This is a genomic window from Streptomyces nodosus, from assembly GCF_008704995.1.
Lineage (GTDB): Bacteria > Actinomycetota > Actinomycetes > Streptomycetales > Streptomycetaceae > Streptomyces > Streptomyces nodosus.
The window spans coordinates 2,620,773-2,637,393 of the sequence record NZ_CP023747.1 but is presented as its reverse complement, the minus strand read 5'-3'; the positions used below and the strand labels follow the sequence as shown (position 1 = coordinate 2,637,393).

The window sequence follows — 16,621 nt, the reverse complement described above, 5'->3', positions numbered from 1 at the left end:
CCCGTTCCCACGGGACACTGCGGTCATGGACTCTGCTCTGATCGACGGCTACCTCCGCAGACTCGGGACGGAACGCCCCGGCCGGCCCACCGCCGAAGCGCTGCGCGAGCTGCATCTGCGTCATCTGCGGGCCGTCCCGTTCGAGAACCTGTCGCTCCACCTCGGCGAGGAGATCGTGCTGGCGGAGGAGCGACTGCTCGAGAAGATCGTGGACCGGCGCCGGGGCGGCTTCTGCTACGAACTCAACGGGGCGTTCGCGGTGTTGCTGAGGGCGCTCGGCTTCGAGGTCGCGCTGCTCGCCGCGCGGACGTACGGGAAGGAAGGCCTGCTCGGGGTGCCGTACGACCATCTGGCGCTGCGGGTGGGCACGGCGGACGGGGGCGACTGGCTGGCGGACGTCGGTTTCGGGGCGTACAGCCATGGCCCGCTGGCGTTCGGGGAGCGGGGCGAGCAGCGTGACCCCGGCGGTGTGTTCCGGGTGACCGAGGCCGGGGCGGATGCGGCGGACGTACGCGGCGGCGGGGGCCCGGCGGGCTCCGCGGACCTGGATGTGCTGTGCGACGGCACCCCGCAGTACCGGTTGGAGCTGCGTCCCAGGGCGCTCGGGGACTTCAGGATCGGGGCCTGGTGGCACGGCACGTCGCCGGACTCCCACTTCGGGCGGTCGCTGGTGTGCTCGCGGCTCACCGGGGAGGGAGGGCGGATCACGCTCGGCGGCCGTCGTCTGACGCTGACCGCTCCGGACGGGGAGAAGGAGGCGGTGGATCTGACGAGCGACGCGGAGGTGCTGGAGGTGTACCGGGAGCGGTTCGGGATCGCGCTGGACCGCGTTCCCGAGGTGCGGGAGCAACCCGTGGCGCGGGCGGAGGCGAACCTCTGACGGGGCGTGGGCCGGTGAGCCGGGGCTTCGGGGCGGCCCGGGGCGCCGGCCGTATCGGGGGTGGCGGAAGATGAGCCCGTGAGTGATGTGAGACATGTGCTGGTGCTGCCCGACCGCGATGCCGCGGAGGAAGCGGCGGAGGCACTCGGGGAACGGTTCGAGCTGGACGAGGAACCGAGGATCGTCCGGGACGCGCTGGCCGGTGAGGACGACGCCGAGGACGCGCAGTGGCTGGTGGTGCTGAGGGACGAGGACGAACTCCTCGATCCGGCGCGGCTGGACGCCTTCGCGGGGGAGTGGGACGGCTGGCGGGAGGAACCGTGATCCCGGCTGGGGCGCCGACCGGGCCCCGACGGCGACCGGTTCGCGGGCCGGAGCGGCCGTAACCCCTCCCCGGTGGTGACCGGGCTGCGGTCGCGACCGGGTCGCCGGGCGGGCCGCGCTGTCGGTGGGGCGTGGGATGCTGTCAGTGATGGCCAAGAAGACCGCGAACGACGACCTCCTCGCCCCCGTCACCCTTGCCGTGGGCCAGGAGGACCTGCTGCTCGACCGTGCCGTGCAGGAGGTGGTGGCCGCCGCCCGCGCCGCCGACGCCGACACGGACGTACGGGATCTGACCTCGGACCAGTTGCAGCCCGGCACGCTCGCCGAGCTGACCAGCCCCTCGCTGTTCGCCGAGCGCAAGGTCGTGGTGGTGCGCACGGCGCAGGATCTCTCCGCCGACACCGTCAAGGAACTGAAGGGGTACTTCGCCGCGCCCGCCGAGGAGATCACCCTGGTGCTGCTGCACGCGGGCGGCGCCAAGGGCAAGGGGCTGCTGGACGCCGCGCGCAAGGCGGGCGCGCGGGAGGTGGCGTGCCCCAAGATGACCAAGCCGGCGGACCGGCTGTCGTTCGTGCGCGGGGAGTTCCGCGCCCAGGGGCGCTCGGCGACCCCCGAGGCGTGCCAGACCCTGGTCGACGCGATAGGCAGCGACCTGCGGGAGCTGGCCTCCGCGGTCTCCCAGCTCGTGGCGGACATCGAGGGGACGATCGACGAGGCAGTGGTCGGGCGGTACTACACCGGCCGGGCCGAGGCGTCGAGCTTCACCGTCGCGGACCGGGCCGTCGAGGGCCGGGCGGCCGAGGCCCTGGAGGCGCTGCGCTGGTCGCTGGCGACCGGGGTGGCCCCGGTGCTGCTCACCAGCGCCCTCGCCCAGGGGGTGCGGGCCATCGGAAAGCTGCTGTCGGCACGCGGCGGGCGCCCCGCGGACCTCGCCCGGGAACTGGGCATGCCCCCCTGGAAGATCGACCGGGTCCGGCAGCAGATGCGGGGGTGGACCCCGGAGGCCGTCTCGGTCGCCCTGCGCGCTGTGGCCGAGGCCGACGCCGGCGTCAAGGGCGGCGGGGACGACCCCGAGTACGCCCTGGAGAAGGCGGTCGTCACCATCGCACGGGCGGCACGGATGCGGGGACGGGCGTAGCCCGGCGTAAAAGGCCCGGCACGTCGAAGGCCCCGCCCTTCGTCCTGGGGAGGACGGGGCGGGGCCTTCGGTGTCAAGCTGGTGGGCTCGCACCCGCGTGGCGAACGCAGGCCGCGTGCGAACCCGGGGTGCCGGACGGGGAGCGGATGAGAGAGGGCCCGCTCGATTCCCTCCGGCGTCGAATCAAGTGTCAGCCCTTGAGGGTCGTGACCTTCGAAGCAAGCGCCGACTTCTTGTTGGCGGCCTGGTTCTTGTGGATGACGCCCTTCGAGACGGCCTTGTCCAGCTGACGCGCGGCGACGCGCTGCAGCTCGGTGGCCTTCTCGACGTCACCCGCGGCGACGGCCTCGCGAGCCTTGCGGACCGCGGTCTTGAGCGAGGACTTGACGGCCTTGTTGCGCAGGCGCGCCTTCTCGTTCGTCTTGTTCCGCTTGATCTGGGACTTGATGTTCGCCACGAATGAGCCTTTACAGGTTCAGGCACGCGAGGACGACCGCCTCACGCGCCGGTGATTTTCTTGAGACGTGCCTCGAGCTGAGAGGGCAGGAGACACGGCCACCCAGGCTACCAGCCGGGTTCTGGGCCGCCCAAACCCGTCGCAGCCTCCCGCGCGTGGGACCATGGAGGCTACGTATCGATCCGACCCGAGACCGCAGACGCTGCGGACGCCTCAAGAATCAGGACCCTGCGTGCCCGCGATCCCTAGCCATGTGCCCGAGCCGAGCCGTACCGACCCGGCGCTGATCCGCAATTTCTGCATCATCGCGCACATCGACCACGGCAAGTCCACTCTCGCCGACCGGATGCTCCAGCTGACCGGCGTCGTCGAGCAGCGGCAGATGCGTGCTCAGTACCTCGACCGCATGGACATCGAGCGCGAGCGCGGCATCACCATCAAGTCCCAGGCGGTGCGTCTGCCGTGGGCCCCGACCCACGATCCGGGCAGCACGCACATCCTGAACATGATCGACACCCCGGGGCACGTCGACTTCACCTATGAGGTCTCGCGTTCGCTCGCCGCCTGCGAGGGGACCGTCCTGCTCGTCGACGCCGCCCAGGGCATCGAGGCGCAGACCCTCGCCAACCTCTATCTGGCGATGGAGAACGACCTCACGATCATTCCCGTGCTGAACAAGATCGACCTGCCCGCCGCGCAGCCCGAGAAGTTCGCCGAGGAGCTCGCCAACCTGGTCGGCTGCGACCCCGACGACGTCCTCAAGGTGTCCGCCAAGACCGGTCTGGGCGTGGAGGCGCTGCTCGACAAGGTCGTCGACCAGATCCCGGCACCGGTCGGCGTCGCGGACGCGCCCGCCCGCGCGATGATCTTCGACTCGGTGTACGACTCCTACCGGGGTGTGGTCACCTACGTCAGGGTCGTCGACGGACAGCTCAACAGGCGCGAGCGCATCCGGATGATGTCCACCAACGCTACCCATGAGCTGCTGGAGATCGGCGTCAGCTCGCCCGAGATGCTCCCGGCCGACGGGCTCGGCGTCGGCGAGGTGGGCTATCTCATCACCGGAGTGAAGGACGTCCGCCAGTCCAAGGTCGGTGACACGATCACCAGCCAGCACAAGGGCGCCGTGGAGGCCCTGGGCGGCTACAAGGACCCCAAGCCCATGGTCTTCTCGGGCCTGTATCCGCTGGACGGCTCCGACTACCCCGATCTGCGCGAGGCCCTCGACAAGCTCCAGCTCAACGACGCCGCGCTCGTCTACGAACCGGAGACCTCCGCCGCCCTCGGCTTCGGCTTCCGCGTGGGCTTCCTCGGCCTGCTCCACCTCGATGTGGTCCGCGAGCGGCTGGAGCGCGAGTTCGGGCTCGACCTGATCGCCACCGCCCCGAACGTGGTCTACCAGGTGACCATGGAGGACGGCACCGAGTACACGGTCACCAACCCGAGCGAGTTCCCCGAGGGCAAGCTCGCCGAGGTGCACGAGCCGGTCGTCCGGGCCACCATCCTCGCGCCCACCGAGTTCATCGGCGCGATCATGGAGCTCTGCCAGACCCGTCGCGGCACCCTTCTGGGCATGGACTATCTGTCCGAGGACCGGGTCGAGATCCGCTACACCCTCCCCCTCGCGGAGATCGTCTTCGACTTCTTCGACCAGCTGAAGTCCAAGACCCGCGGCTACGCCTCGCTCGACTACGAGCCCATCGGCGAGCAGTCCTCCGAGCTGGTCAAGGTGGACATCCTGCTGCACGGCGACAAGGTCGACGCCTTCTCGGCGATCACCCACAAGGACCAGGCCTACGCGTACGGCGTACGGCTGGTCGCCAAGCTGAAGGAACTCATCCCGCGGCAGAACTTCGAGGTGCCGGTGCAGGCCGCCATCGGCTCCCGGGTGATCGCCCGCGAGACCATCCGCGCCATCCGCAAGGACGTCCTCGCCAAGTGCTACGGCGGTGACATCTCCCGTAAGCGGAAGCTGCTGGAGAAGCAGAAGGAGGGCAAGAAGCGGATGAAGATGGTGGGCTCCGTGGAGGTCCCCCAGGAGGCCTTCATCGCGGTGCTCTCCAGCGACGACGGAGCGTCGGCCAAGAGCAAGAAGTAACCACCGGCCGTACCGCCGGGTCCGGCCCGGCCGGATCGGGCGGGGCGAATCGGGTGGAACAGGGGCCCGTCGTGCGAAAGCGCGGCGGGCCCCTGTGCATACGACCGGTCGCCCTCGGTAGGAAGTGAGGGGCCGTCGCCCCTTACGCACCGGCCGGTCGGGCTCTACGCTGATCTCTGCCCGATGGTTACTCACGAGTTAAGCAAGGGTGGGCGAGAGGCGCCGCGTGAGTGACCCCAGCCGCACAGCCACCCGCCCGTCAACGAGTCAGCCGCACCGCCGCGGGGCCCGGAGGATGCCGTGAGCGACACCCAGACGTTGATCGACAACCGTCCGCCGTCCGTGGCGGCCCTCTTTCTGGAGCGTGTGGCGGCCACGCCGGACGCGGAGGCCTACCGCTACCCCGTGCCCGGAAACGGCGAGGGTCCGGACGGCTGGAAGTCACTGAGCTGGGCCGAGGCCGCCGCACGGGTCCAGGCCGTCGCGGCCGGGCTGATCGAACTGGGTGTGCAGCCGGAGCAGCGGGTGGCGCTCGCCTCCTCGACCCGGGTCGAGTGGATCCTCGCCGATCTGGGCATCATGTGCGCCGGCGCGGCCACCACCACGGTCTATCCGCAGACGAACAGCGACGAATCGGCCTTCATCCTCTCCGACTCCGAGAGCAAGGTGCTCATCGCGGAGAACGCGGAGCAACTGGCCAAGGCGCGGAGCAGGAGCGCCGAGCTGCCCGGGCTGACCCACTTCGTGGTGATCGACCCCGAGGGCGTGGAGACCGGCGACCGGGTGCTCACACTGGCCGAACTCGAGACCCGGGGCGCCGCCCGCCTGAAGGAGCACCCCGAGCTGATCAAGGAGCGGGTCGGTGCGATCACCAAGGACCAGCTCGCCACCCTGATCTACACCTCGGGGACCACCGGCCGGCCCAAGGGGGTGCGCCTTCCGCACGACAACTGGTCGTACATGGCGAAGGCCATCGCGGCGACCGGACTGGTCAGCGGCGAGGACCTGCAGTACCTGTGGCTGCCGCTCGCGCATGTCTTCGGCAAGGTGCTGATCTCCGGCCAGATCGAGGTCGGGCACGTCAGCGCCGTCGACGGCCGGGTCGACAAGATCATCGAGAATCTTCCGGTGGTGCAGCCGACCTATATGGCGGCCGTGCCGCGCATCTTCGAGAAGGTCTACAACGGGGTCGCCGCCCGGGCCCGGGCCGGCGGTGCGGCCAAGTACAAGATCTTCCAGTGGGCGGCCGGGATCGCACGCGAGTACGCCAAGGCCTCGCAGGACAACTTCCGCCGCACCGGCAGCCGCTCCGTGCCCCTCGGTCTCGCCGCCCGGCACAAGGCCGCGGACGCGCTCGTCTTCGCCAAGATCCGCGAGGCGTTCGGCGGCAGGCTGCGCGCCTGCATCTCCGGCTCCGCCGCCCTCGCGCCCGAGATCGGGTACTTCTTCGCGGGCGCCGGCATCCACATCCTGGAGGGCTACGGCCTCACGGAGTCCTCCGCGGCCTCCTTCGTGAACCCGGGCGAGGCGTACCGCACCGGCACGGTCGGCAAGCCGCTGCCCGGCACCGAGGTGCGGATCGCGGACGACGGCGAGATCCTGCTGCGCGGCCCCGGCATCATGGAGGGCTACCACGGGCTGCCGGAGAAGACCGCCGAGGTGCTGGAGCCGGACGGCTGGTTCCACACCGGGGACATCGGCGAGCTGTCGCCCGACGGCTATCTGAGCATCACCGACCGCAAGAAGGACCTCATCAAGACCTCCGGCGGCAAGTACATCGCGCCCGCCGAGGCCGAGGGGCAGTTCAAGGCCCTGTGCCCGTATGTCTCCAACATCCTGGTGCACGGCGCCGACCGGAACTTCTGCAGCGCGCTGATCGCCCTGGACGAGCCTTCCCTCCTGGAGTGGGCGAAGGAGAACGGTCTGGGCGGCAAGCCCTATGCGGAGGTGGTCGCCGACCCGGCCACGGTCGAGATGATCGACGGCTATGTCAGACAGCTCAACGAGGGCCTCCAGCGCTGGCAGGCCGTCAGGAGGTTCCGTCTGCTGCCGAGGGACCTGGACATCGAGCACGGCGAGCTCACGCCGAGCCTGAAGCTGAAGCGTCCGGTGGTGGAGCGGGAGTACAAGCATCTGATCGACGAGATGTACCAGGGGGCGCGCGAGGCGTAGGCGCTGCCGCGAGAGCAGCCGCGAGAACAAAGGCCGGATGCCCGAATCTGCTCGTCTTCGATCACATCCTTAGCCTGGTTCTCACCCGTCTGTAGCACTCTTCTCACCCATGACGGCCCACTTCGGTAACTCCGTGCTGATGGGCGGCGCCGGTCTGTCACCCTGGTTCGCATCGCCGGGGTCTATCAGTCCGAAACCGCTCGGGGAGCTGCCCATGGGGGTCATTCCGACGCAACGGGAGACCGTCTTCCGCGCCCCTGACGCGCCCGCGTACGAGGGCGCGGAGCCGCGCGCGGCGGTGCGTACGACGCTGCCCGGGGGTCCGCTCGCGGCCGGCGCCGCCCGGCGGCTCGTCCGGGAGGCCCTGGACGCCTGGTCCCGGGCGGCGGAGCCCGACACGGTCACCGAGCGGCTGGCCGACGACGCCCTGGTGGTCGTCAGCGAGCTGGTCACCAATGCCGTCGTGCACGCCGGCACGGATGTCGAGGTGGCCTGCCGCCTCCAGGACGCCGAGGGCGGGCCGGCCGGACTGGTCGTCGAGGTGACCGACCATCACCCCTCCCGCGCGGTACGGGGCGACAGCGCCGAACGGCCCTACGACATACCCGAGTACGGGCGTGGCCTCCGGCTGGTCGCCACGCTCGCCACGGCCTGGGGGATCACCTACCGCAGCGGCGCCAAGACCGTCTGGGCGCTGCTTCCCCTCGACGGCGGGCTCGACGACACCCGGGACGGCGGGCGCGACGGGGACACGCTCGACGACCGCGCGGGCGAGGGCGCCCAGGACCGCGGCCCGGGCGGGGCCGGGCTGCTCGGGCCCGAGTGCTCCGGCTTCACCGAGGGCGCACGCGCCGCGTACGACCGGGAGTGGCGGGGCCGGGGCGCTCTCTCCTTCCTCGCCGAGGCCTCCGACCTGCTCGCCGGGCAGCTCGACGAGGATCTGGTCGCCGCGCTCACCGGACAGCTCCTGGTGCCCCGGCTCGCCGACTGGTGCGCGGTATGGCTGGAGGACGAGGCGACCGGCTGGCAGGGGCCCGAGACGCCGGTGGCCGGCGGGCCCCGGCTCGCCCGGGTCTGGCACGGCAGCGAGAGCCGCACCGAGGAGCTGCGCCGGGCGCTGGAGAAGGACCCGCCCCGGCTGCCCGAGTCGGTCCGCTCCCGGCCGGTGTCCCTGCCCTGGCCCGGTGAGGCGCTGGGCCCGCGGGGCACGACCGGGGCGGCCCTCGCCTACCGGCTGATCGCCGGCGGCCGGCCGCTGGGCACGCTCGTCATCGGGCGGGCCGGGCTGCCGTGCTTCCCCGACGAGGTCACCGGGCTCGTCGAGGACCTCAGCCGCCGGGTGGCGCTGGCCATCGGTGCGGCCCGGCAGTACGCACGCCAGGCCACCATCAGCCGGGTGCTCCAGCGCGGGCTGCTGCCCGGTGCGGTCGCCGAGATCCCCGGGGTGCGCAGCGCGCTCGTGTACGAACCGCGTGACAAGGGCGGCCCCAGCGGCGACTTCTACGACATCTTCCCGGCCGGCCGGGGACGGTGGTGCTTCGCGCTCGGCGACGTCCAGGGCAAGGGCCCCGAGGCGGCGGTGGTGATCGGGCTGGCCCGGCCCTGGCTGCGGCTGCTGGCCCGCGAGGGCTATGCGGTCCCGGACGTCCTGGACCGGCTCAACCAGCTGCTGCTGGACGACGCCACCGAGTCCGCGGACGCCGCGGCGCGGGCGCTGGTCGCCGCGGGCGCCCCCGTGCCGCTCGCCCACGACGGCCCGCACGCCCGGTTCCTCTCGCTGCTCTACGGCGAGCTGGTCCCCTTCGACGGCGGGGTGCGCTGCACGCTGGCCGCCGCGGGGCATCCGCTGCCGCTGCTGCTGGGCCCGGCCGGCGACGTACGGACCATGGCGCGGTCGCAGACCCTGCTCGGGGTCGTCGAGGACGTGACCTATGCCTGCGAGACCTTCGAGCTGCACCCCGGGGACACCCTGCTGTGCGTCACCGACGGGGTGACCGAGCGGCGCAGCGGATCACTCCAGTTCGACGACGGGGACGGGCTGGCGACGGCGCTCGCCGGCTGTGCCGGGCTGAGCGCGGAGCTGACCGCGGAGCGGATCCGAACACTCGTGCATGCGTTCGGGGAGAAGCCTCCGGAGGACGATCTGGCGCTGCTGGTGCTGCGGGCCGAGTGAGCACTCCCGGCGGTACCGGACAATGGAGGGCATGCCTTCCGCACTTCCCGACGGCGAGCCCGTCCCCGACGACGGGGCGCTGCCCGCGCACGCCCTGGCCGGGGCCGCCGAGCGCCCCCTCGGGTTCTATCTCCATGTGCCGTACTGCGCCACGCGCTGCGGCTACTGCGACTTCAACACCTATACGGCGACGGAGCTGCGCGGCACGGGCGGGGTGCTGGCCTCCCGCGACAACTACGCCGAGACGCTGATCGACGAGGTCCGCCTGGCCCGCAAGGTGCTCGGCGACGACCCGCGCGAGGCCCGTACGGTCTTCGTCGGGGGCGGCACCCCCACGCTGCTGGCCGCGGACGATCTGGTGCGGATGCTGCGGTCGATCCGCGAGGAGTTCGGTCTCGCGGACGACGCGGAGGTGACGACGGAGGCGAATCCGGAGTCGGTGGACGAGCGGTATCTGGCCACGCTCCGGGAGGGCGGCTTCAACCGGATCTCCTTCGGTATGCAGAGCGCCCGCCCGCATGTGCTGAAGATCCTCGACCGCACCCACACCCCGGGCCGCCCCGAGGCCTGTGTGGCCGAGGCCCGGGCGGCGGGCTTCGAGCAGGTGAACCTGGACCTGATCTACGGCACCCCGGGGGAGTCGGACGACGACTGGCGGGCGTCCCTGGAGGCGGCGCTGGGCGCAGGACCCGACCATGTCTCGGCGTATGCGCTGATCGTCGAGGAGGGCACCGGTCTGGCGCGCCGGATCCGCCGCGGCGAGATACCGATGACGGACGACGACGTCCACGCGGACCGCTATCTGATCGCCGACGAGATCCTCGGGGCGGCGGGCTACCACTGGTACGAGGTGTCCAACTGGGCCCTCTCCGAGGCGGCCCGCTGTCTGCACAACGAGCTGTACTGGCGCGGCGCCGACTGGTGGGGCGCGGGCCCAGGAGCCCACAGCCATCTGGGCGGGGTGCGCTGGTGGAACGTGAAGCACCCGGGGGCGTACGCGGCGGCGCTGGCCGCGGGGCGGTCCCCCGGGGCCGGGCGGGAGGTCCTGACGGACGAGGACCGCCGGGTGGAGCGCATCCTGCTGGAGCTGCGGCTGCGGGAGGGGGTGCCGCTGACGCTGCTCCGGGAGCCGGGCCTCGCGGCGGCGCACCGGGCGCTGGCGGACGGCCTTCTGGAGGAGAGGCCGTACGAGCAGGGGCGGGCCGTGCTCACCCTGCGCGGCCGGCTGCTGGCGGACGCCGTGGTGCGGGACGTGGTGGACTGACGGAGCGACCCCGCACCCGTCGGCCCCGACGGGTGCGGAAGACCGGTCGAGAACCGGAGCGACTCAGGGCACGGTCACATGGTCGATGAGGCGTTCCACGCACCCCAGCAGCTCCGGCTCCAGATCCTTGTAGGACCGCACCCGGGACAGGATCCGCTGCCATGCCTCGCCGGTGTTCTCCGGCCAGCCCAGGGCGCGGCAGACGCCCGTCTTCCAGTCCTGGCCGTGCGGCACCTGCGGCCAGGCGGCGATCCCCAGGGACGACGGCTTCACCGCCTGCCAGACGTCGATGTACGGATGGCCCACCACCAGGGAGTGTTCGCCGGTCACCGACTGCGCGATCCGCCACTCCTTGGTGCCGGGGACCAGATGGTCCACCAGGACGCCGAGGCGTGCGTCCGGGCCGGGGGAGAAGGCCGAGACGATCGACGGCAGATCGTCGACGCCCTCCAGATACTCCACCACCACGCCCTCGATGCGCAGATCGTCGCCCCACACCCGCTCGACCAGTTCCGCGTCGTGGCGGCCCTCCACATAGATCCGTCCGGCCCGGGCCACCCGGGCCCGGGCGCCGGGGACCGCCACCGAACCGGAGGCCGTACGGGCCGGACGCACCGGCGCGCTCGACGGCCGTACCAGCGTCACCACCCGCCCCTCCAGCAGAAACCCGCGCGGCTGGAGGGGGAACACCCGGTGCTTGCCGAAGCGGTCCTCCAGGGTCACCGTGCCCGCCTCGCAGCGGATCACCGCCCCGCAGTAGCCGGTGCCCGGTTCCTCGACCACCAGACCGGGGTCCGCCGGGACCTCGGGCACGGGCTGCTGCTTCTTCCACGGCGGGGTCAGATCCGAAGAGTACGAGCGCATTCGGATGACGATAGGAGAAGGGCTCCGGCCGGGGCTACGACACGCCGAAACGCGCCGCCAGAGTGTCCCGCTGCGCCCGCACGAACGCCGCGTCCACCACCGCACCGTGCCCCGGCACATACCGGGCGTCCTCCCCGCCCAGCTCCAGCAGCCGGTCCAGGGCGGCGGGCCACTGTGCGGGGACGGCGTCCGGGCCGGCCTGGGGTTCGCCGGACTCCTCCACCAGATCCCCGCAGAACACCACCGCCGGCTCACCGGGAACGAGAACCACCAGGTCATGGGCGGTGTGGGCCGGGCCCACGGTCGCCAGCACCACCCGCACCCCGCCGAGGTCCAGGGTCCGCTCGCCCGACACCTGGTGGTGCACGGGGAGCAGCGTGGCCCCGGCCTCCGCCGCCTCGTGCGGGTCAAGACCGTGCCGCACCGCGTCCGCGACCAGCTCCTCGCGCCGGTGCACCAGCACCGCGTCCACACCGGCCGCTCCGAAGGTCTCCGCGCCGGTGAACGCCGTCGCCCCGAGGACATGGTCGAAGTGGGGGTGGGTGAGGGCGAGATGCGTCACATCCGTCACACCGGGCCCCGCGCTCCCGGGCGCGAGCAGCCGGCGCGCCTCGGCGCGCAACCGGGCGCCCTCGCCCCGGCTCGACCCCGCGTCCACCATGAGCGCCCCGCGCTCGCCCACGATCAGCCCCGCCGTGCAGTCCCAGACCGGCAGCCGGCTGCGCCCCGCACCCGGCCCCAGCCGCTCCCAGCCGGACTCTTCCCAGAACACCGTCATACCGCGACGCTATCCACAACGCCCCGCCGGGAGGACGCGCTGCCGGGGACACCCCGGGACAGGTCGGTACACCTCGGTACGGCGGCGGTGCCCGCCCTTGCCGGGGGCGTACCCGACAGCCGTACACTGACCCCGGGATGCTGGCACTCGTACAGACAGAGTGCCAGGGGGAGCGCCAAAGGGACGAATTGCTGGAGGTGCGCGCGATGCTCAGTGAACGCAGGCTCGAAGTGCTGCGCGCCATCGTCCAGGACTATGTCGGCACCGAGGAGCCGGTGGGCTCCAAGGCGCTCACCGAGCGGCACCAGCTCGGTGTCTCCCCGGCCACCGTCCGCAACGACATGGCCGCGCTGGAGGAGGAGGGCTATATCGCCCAGCCGCACACCAGCGCCGGACGCATCCCCACGGACAAGGGCTACCGCCTCTTCGTCGACAAGCTGGCCGCCGTCAAGCCGATGAGCCCGCCCGAGCGCCGCGCGATCCAGAACTTCCTGGGGGGCGCCGTCGACCTCGACGACGTCGTCACGCGGACGGTACGGCTGCTCGCGCAGCTCACCCGGCAGGTCGCCGTGGTGCAGTACCCCTCGCTGACGCGCTCGACGGTGCGGCATGTGGAGCTGCTGCCGATGGCGCCCGCGCGGGTGATGCTCGTGGTGATCACGGACACCGGCCGGGTCGAGCAGCGCATGATCGACTGTCCCGCGCCGTTCGGGGAGACCTCCCTCGCGGACCTGCGGGCGCGGCTCAACAGCCGGGTCACCGGACGCCGCTTCTCGGACGTGCCGCAGCTTGTGCAGGATCTGCCCGAGGCCTTCGAGGAGGCGGAGGACCGCGGCATGGTGTCGACGGTGCTCGCCACCCTCCTGGAGACGCTCGTGGAGGAGACCGAGGAGCGGCTGGTGATCGGCGGAACCGCCAATCTCACCCGCTTCGGGCATGACTTCCCTCTCGCCATCCGTCCCGTCCTGGAAGCGCTGGAGGAACAGGTCGTCCTCCTCAAGCTGCTGGGCGAGGCCAAGGATCCGGCCATGCGGGTGCGTATCGGCCATGAGAACGCGCACGAGGGACTCAACTCCACGTCCGTGGTCTCCGTCGGCTACGGTTCGGGCGGCGAGGCAGTAGCCAAACTCGGCGTGGTCGGACCGACCCGCATGGATTACCCGGGAACGATGGGAGCGGTACGAGCGGTGGCACGGTACGTCGGACAGATCCTGGCGGAGTCGTAGGTGGCCACGGACTACTACGCCGTACTCGGCGTACGCCGCGACGCGTCGCAGGACGAGATCAAGAAGGCGTTCCGTCGGCTCGCCCGCGAGCTGCACCCGGACGTCAATCCCGATCCCAAGACGCAGGAGCGGTTCAAGGAGATCAACGCCGCCTACGAGGTGCTCTCGGACCCGCAGAAGAAGCAGGTCTACGACCTCGGCGGCGACCCCCTGTCCCAGGCGGGCGGCGGTGGCGGCGCGGGCGGCTTCGGCGCGGGCGGCTTCGGGAACTTCTCCGACATCATGGACGCGTTCTTCGGCACGGCGTCGCAGCGCGGACCGCGCTCGCGCACCCGCCGGGGCCAGGACGCCATGATCCGGCTGGAGATCGAGCTCGACGAGGCGGCCTTCGGCACCACGAAGGACATCCAGGTCGACACGGCCGTCATCTGCAACACCTGCAACGGTGAGGGTGCCGCGCCCGGCACCACCGCGCAGACCTGCGACATGTGCCGTGGACGCGGTGAGGTCTCGCAGGTCACCCGGTCCTTCCTGGGCCAGGTCATGACCTCCCGGCCGTGCCCGCAGTGCCAGGGCTTCGGCACGATCGTCCCCAACCCGTGCCCGGAGTGCGCGGGCGACGGGCGGGTGCGCTCCCGCAGGACGCTCACCGTGAAGATCCCGGCGGGTGTCGACAACGGCACGCGCATCCAGCTCGCGGGCGAGGGCGAGGTCGGCCCCGGCGGGGGCCCGGCCGGTGACCTGTATGTCGAGATCCACGAGCTGCCGCACCACGTCTTCCAGCGCCGCGGCGACGATCTGCACTGCACGGTCACCATCCCGATGACCGCGGCGGCCCTCGGCACCAAGGTCCCGCTGGAGACGCTGGACGGTCTGGAGGAGGTCGACATCCGCCCCGGCACCCAGTCCGGGCAGTCGATCCCGCTGCACGGCCGCGGCATCACCCATCTGCGGGGCGGCGGCCGGGGCGATCTGATCGTCCATGTCGAGGTGCAGACCCCGACGAAGATGGACCCCGAGCAGGAGCGGCTGCTGCGCGAACTGGCCAAGCTGCGCGGCGAGGAGCGGCCCCAGGGCCAGTTCCAGCCGGGCCAGCAGGGCCTGTTCTCCCGGCTGAAGGACGCCTTCAACGGCCGCTGACCCGGCCCGGGACCACCCGGTGGGCCGCGCCGGCCGGCCTCGGCCGGCCGGACCCGGGGTCGCCGGTCACCCGGCCCCGGGCCCGCTCCGACCGTGGCCTTGCCCACCGGCATATGTCACCGGAAGGCCGGATTCGGACTTGTCCGGGGGACGTGGCAACATGCCGTCATGTCCTCCGCGCTGACCGATCTCCTTCGCCGTCCGATCGTGCAGGCCCCCATGGCGGGCGGGATCTCCGTACCCCAGCTCGCCGCCGCCGTGTCCGAGGCCGGCGGCCTGGGGTTCCTCGCGGCCGGGTACAAGACCGCCGACGGCATGTACCAGGAGATCAAGCAGCTCCGTGGGCTCACCGGCGGACCCTTCGGGGTGAATGTCTTCATGCCGCAGCCGGAACACCCGGGCACGGGCCCCGGCACTCCCGGAGGGACCGGCTCCGCCCCGCCTTCCGCCACCGTCGAGGTCTACGCCAACCAGCTCGCCGGGGAGGCGGCCTGGTACCAGACGGAGCTGGGCGACCCCGACAGCGGCCGTGACGACGGCTACGACGCCAAGCTCGCCGTCCTGCTCGACGACCCGGTACCGGTGGTCTCCTTCCACTTCGGAGTCCCCAGCCACAAGGCCCTGGACGCCCTGCGGCGCGCCGGCACCTTCACCCTGGTCACCGCGACCACCGCGGAGGAGGCCCTCGCCGTCCAGGAGGCGGGCGCCGACGCGGTGATCGCACAGGGCGTCGAGGCGGGCGGCCACCAGGGCACCCACCGGGACGTCCGGGAGAACGACGGGGCGGGCATCGGGCTGCTCTCGCTCGTGGCCCAGCTGCGCGAGAGCGTGAGCATCCCGATCGTGGCCGCCGGGGGCGTCATGCGCGGCAGCCAGATCGCCGCGGTACTGGCCGCGGGCGCGAGCGCGGCACAGCTCGGCACCGCGTTCCTCGCGACCCCCGAGTCCGGCGCCCATGCCCTGCACAAGCGGGCGTTGACCGATCCGCTGTTCGTCCGCACGGAGCTGACCCGGGCGTTCACCGGGCGCCCGGCCCGCGCCCTGGTCAACCGGTTCATGCGGGAGCACGGCCCCTACGCGCCCGCCGCGTACCCCGAGATCAACCACCTCACCCAGCCGCTGCGCAAGGCCGCCGCCAAGGCCGGTGACGCGCAGGGCATGGCGCTGTGGGCCGGGCAGGGCCACCGCCTGGCCCGCGAACTGCCCGCGGGGCAGCTGGTGGAGGTGCTGGCGGCGGAACTGGACGCGGCCACGGCCGCGCTGACGACGGGGAGTGTGCAGCGATGACTGCTCCGGTGTTCGTGGTGGACCGACTCGACGCGGTCGGGCCGGAGTTCGTGCTCGACGGCGCCGAAGGGCGGCACGCGGTCTCGGTGAAGCGGCTGCGGGCCGGCGAGAACGTGGTCCTCACCGACGGATGCGGGCGCTGGACCGAGGGCGTGGTGAAGGCCGCCGAGGGCAAAGACCGCCTGGTGATCACGGACCTGGAGCCCGCGCACGAGGAGCCGTCCGAGTCCCCGCGCATCACCGTGGTCCAGGCCCTGCCCAAGGGCGACCGGGGCGAGTTGGCCGTGGAGACCATGACCGAGGTGGGCGTGGACGCGATCGTCCCGTGGGCGGCGTCCCGGTGCATCACCCAGTGGAAGGGCGAGCGGGGGCTGAAGGCGCTCGGCAAGTGGCGGGCCACCGCCCGTGAGGCGGGCAAACAGTCCCGCCGGGTGCGCTTCGCCGAGGTCGCGGACGCGGCGACGACCAAGCAGGTCGCGGCGCTGCTGGCCGAGGCGGACTTCGCCGCGGTGCTGCACGAGAGCGGCGACGAGCCCCTGGCGACCGTGGACCTCCCCACGACGGGCGAGATCGTGCTGGTCGTGGGGCCCGAGGGCGGCGTCTCCCCCGAGGAACTGGCCCTGTTCGAGCAGTCCGGCGCCCGCCCGTTCCGGCTGGGCCGCACGGTCCTGCGCACCTCCACCGCCGGCACCGCGGCAGCGGCACTCCTGCTCGGCCGCACGGGCCGCTGGTCCTAGCGCCTGCACAGCCCTTCCCCTGCACGCCGGTGGTGCGCGGGGGCGGTTCGAGTGCCGTGGGAGGCCGGGTGCAGGCGTCAGTG

At 72.1% G+C, this 16,621-nt stretch carries 14 protein-coding genes; 11 read left to right on the top strand and 3 right to left on the bottom strand.

The features are described from left to right. The first annotated feature begins 25 nt into the window (after nucleotides 1–25). The 3 genes from CP978_RS12010 to holA all read left to right on the top strand — a co-directional run bounded on the left by CP978_RS12010 (nucleotide 26) and on the right by holA (nucleotide 2,342). On the top strand, nucleotides 26–880 hold the full coding sequence (locus CP978_RS12010) for an arylamine N-acetyltransferase family protein (protein WP_043440145.1): 855 nt from the start codon (nucleotides 26–28) through the stop codon (nucleotides 878–880). A gap of 78 nt (nucleotides 881–958) precedes the next feature. Next, the gene (locus tag CP978_RS12005) at nucleotides 959–1,204 is read left to right on the top strand and encodes a hypothetical protein (RefSeq protein ID WP_043440143.1); all 246 of its coding nucleotides are present in this window, start codon (nucleotides 959–961) and stop codon (nucleotides 1,202–1,204) included. Between the two features lie 148 nt (nucleotides 1,205–1,352). Next, entirely contained in the window at nucleotides 1,353–2,342 is a 990-nt protein-coding gene (gene holA, locus CP978_RS12000; protein WP_107070384.1) for a DNA polymerase III subunit delta, read from the top strand. A gap of 190 nt (nucleotides 2,343–2,532) precedes the next feature. Here the strand turns inward: holA and rpsT are convergent, their stop codons facing one another. Next, the gene (rpsT, locus tag CP978_RS11995; RefSeq protein WP_043440139.1) at nucleotides 2,533–2,799 is read right to left on the bottom strand and encodes a 30S ribosomal protein S20; all 267 of its coding nucleotides are present in this window, start codon (nucleotides 2,797–2,799) and stop codon (nucleotides 2,533–2,535) included. A gap of 232 nt (nucleotides 2,800–3,031) precedes the next feature. Here rpsT and lepA point away from each other — a divergent pair, with 232 nt between their 5' ends. From lepA to hemW, 4 genes are all read left to right on the top strand, one after another. Beyond that, nucleotides 3,032–4,897, top strand: coding sequence for a translation elongation factor 4 (gene lepA / locus CP978_RS11985; RefSeq protein WP_043440137.1), 1,866 nt, complete (start codon nucleotides 3,032–3,034; stop codon nucleotides 4,895–4,897). 300 nt (nucleotides 4,898–5,197) lie between these two features. Further along, a complete protein-coding gene (locus tag CP978_RS11980; protein ID WP_043440136.1) occupies nucleotides 5,198–7,069 on the top strand; it encodes an AMP-dependent synthetase/ligase in 1,872 nt (623 codons plus the stop codon). 214 nt (nucleotides 7,070–7,283) lie between these two features. Beyond that, nucleotides 7,284–9,242 (top strand): SpoIIE family protein phosphatase, encoded by a 1,959-nt coding sequence (locus CP978_RS11975; RefSeq protein WP_043440135.1) that lies wholly within the window; start codon nucleotides 7,284–7,286, stop codon nucleotides 9,240–9,242. Between the two features lie 31 nt (nucleotides 9,243–9,273). Beyond that, the gene (gene hemW, locus CP978_RS11970) at nucleotides 9,274–10,506 is read left to right on the top strand and encodes a radical SAM family heme chaperone HemW (protein WP_043448441.1); all 1,233 of its coding nucleotides are present in this window, start codon (nucleotides 9,274–9,276) and stop codon (nucleotides 10,504–10,506) included. Between the two features lie 63 nt (nucleotides 10,507–10,569). Here the strand turns inward: hemW and CP978_RS11965 are convergent, their stop codons facing one another. After that, nucleotides 10,570–11,370 (bottom strand): DUF3097 domain-containing protein, encoded by an 801-nt coding sequence (locus tag CP978_RS11965; RefSeq protein WP_043440134.1) that lies wholly within the window; start codon nucleotides 11,368–11,370, stop codon nucleotides 10,570–10,572. 34 nt (nucleotides 11,371–11,404) lie between these two features. Beyond that, entirely contained in the window at nucleotides 11,405–12,148 is a 744-nt protein-coding gene (locus tag CP978_RS11960; RefSeq protein WP_043440132.1) for an MBL fold metallo-hydrolase, read from the bottom strand. A 206-nt stretch (nucleotides 12,149–12,354) separates the two neighbouring features. On the opposite strand from CP978_RS11960, the gene hrcA reads away from it, so the two are divergent. From hrcA to CP978_RS11940, 4 genes are all read left to right on the top strand, one after another. Continuing rightward, on the top strand, nucleotides 12,355–13,374 hold the full coding sequence (gene hrcA / locus CP978_RS11955) for a heat-inducible transcriptional repressor HrcA (protein ID WP_043448440.1): 1,020 nt from the start codon (nucleotides 12,355–12,357) through the stop codon (nucleotides 13,372–13,374). Next, a complete protein-coding gene (gene dnaJ / locus CP978_RS11950; RefSeq protein WP_043440131.1) occupies nucleotides 13,375–14,514 on the top strand; it encodes a molecular chaperone DnaJ in 1,140 nt (379 codons plus the stop codon). A 168-nt stretch (nucleotides 14,515–14,682) separates the two neighbouring features. Then, entirely contained in the window at nucleotides 14,683–15,801 is a 1,119-nt protein-coding gene (locus tag CP978_RS11945) for a nitronate monooxygenase (RefSeq protein ID WP_043440130.1), read from the top strand. Beyond that, nucleotides 15,798–16,538: a 16S rRNA (uracil(1498)-N(3))-methyltransferase gene (locus CP978_RS11940; protein WP_043440129.1), complete on the top strand. Its 741-nt coding sequence runs from the start codon at nucleotides 15,798–15,800 to the stop codon at nucleotides 16,536–16,538. Before CP978_RS11945 ends, CP978_RS11940 begins: the two co-directional genes overlap by 4 nt. The last annotated feature ends 83 nt before the right edge of the window (nucleotides 16,539–16,621 follow it).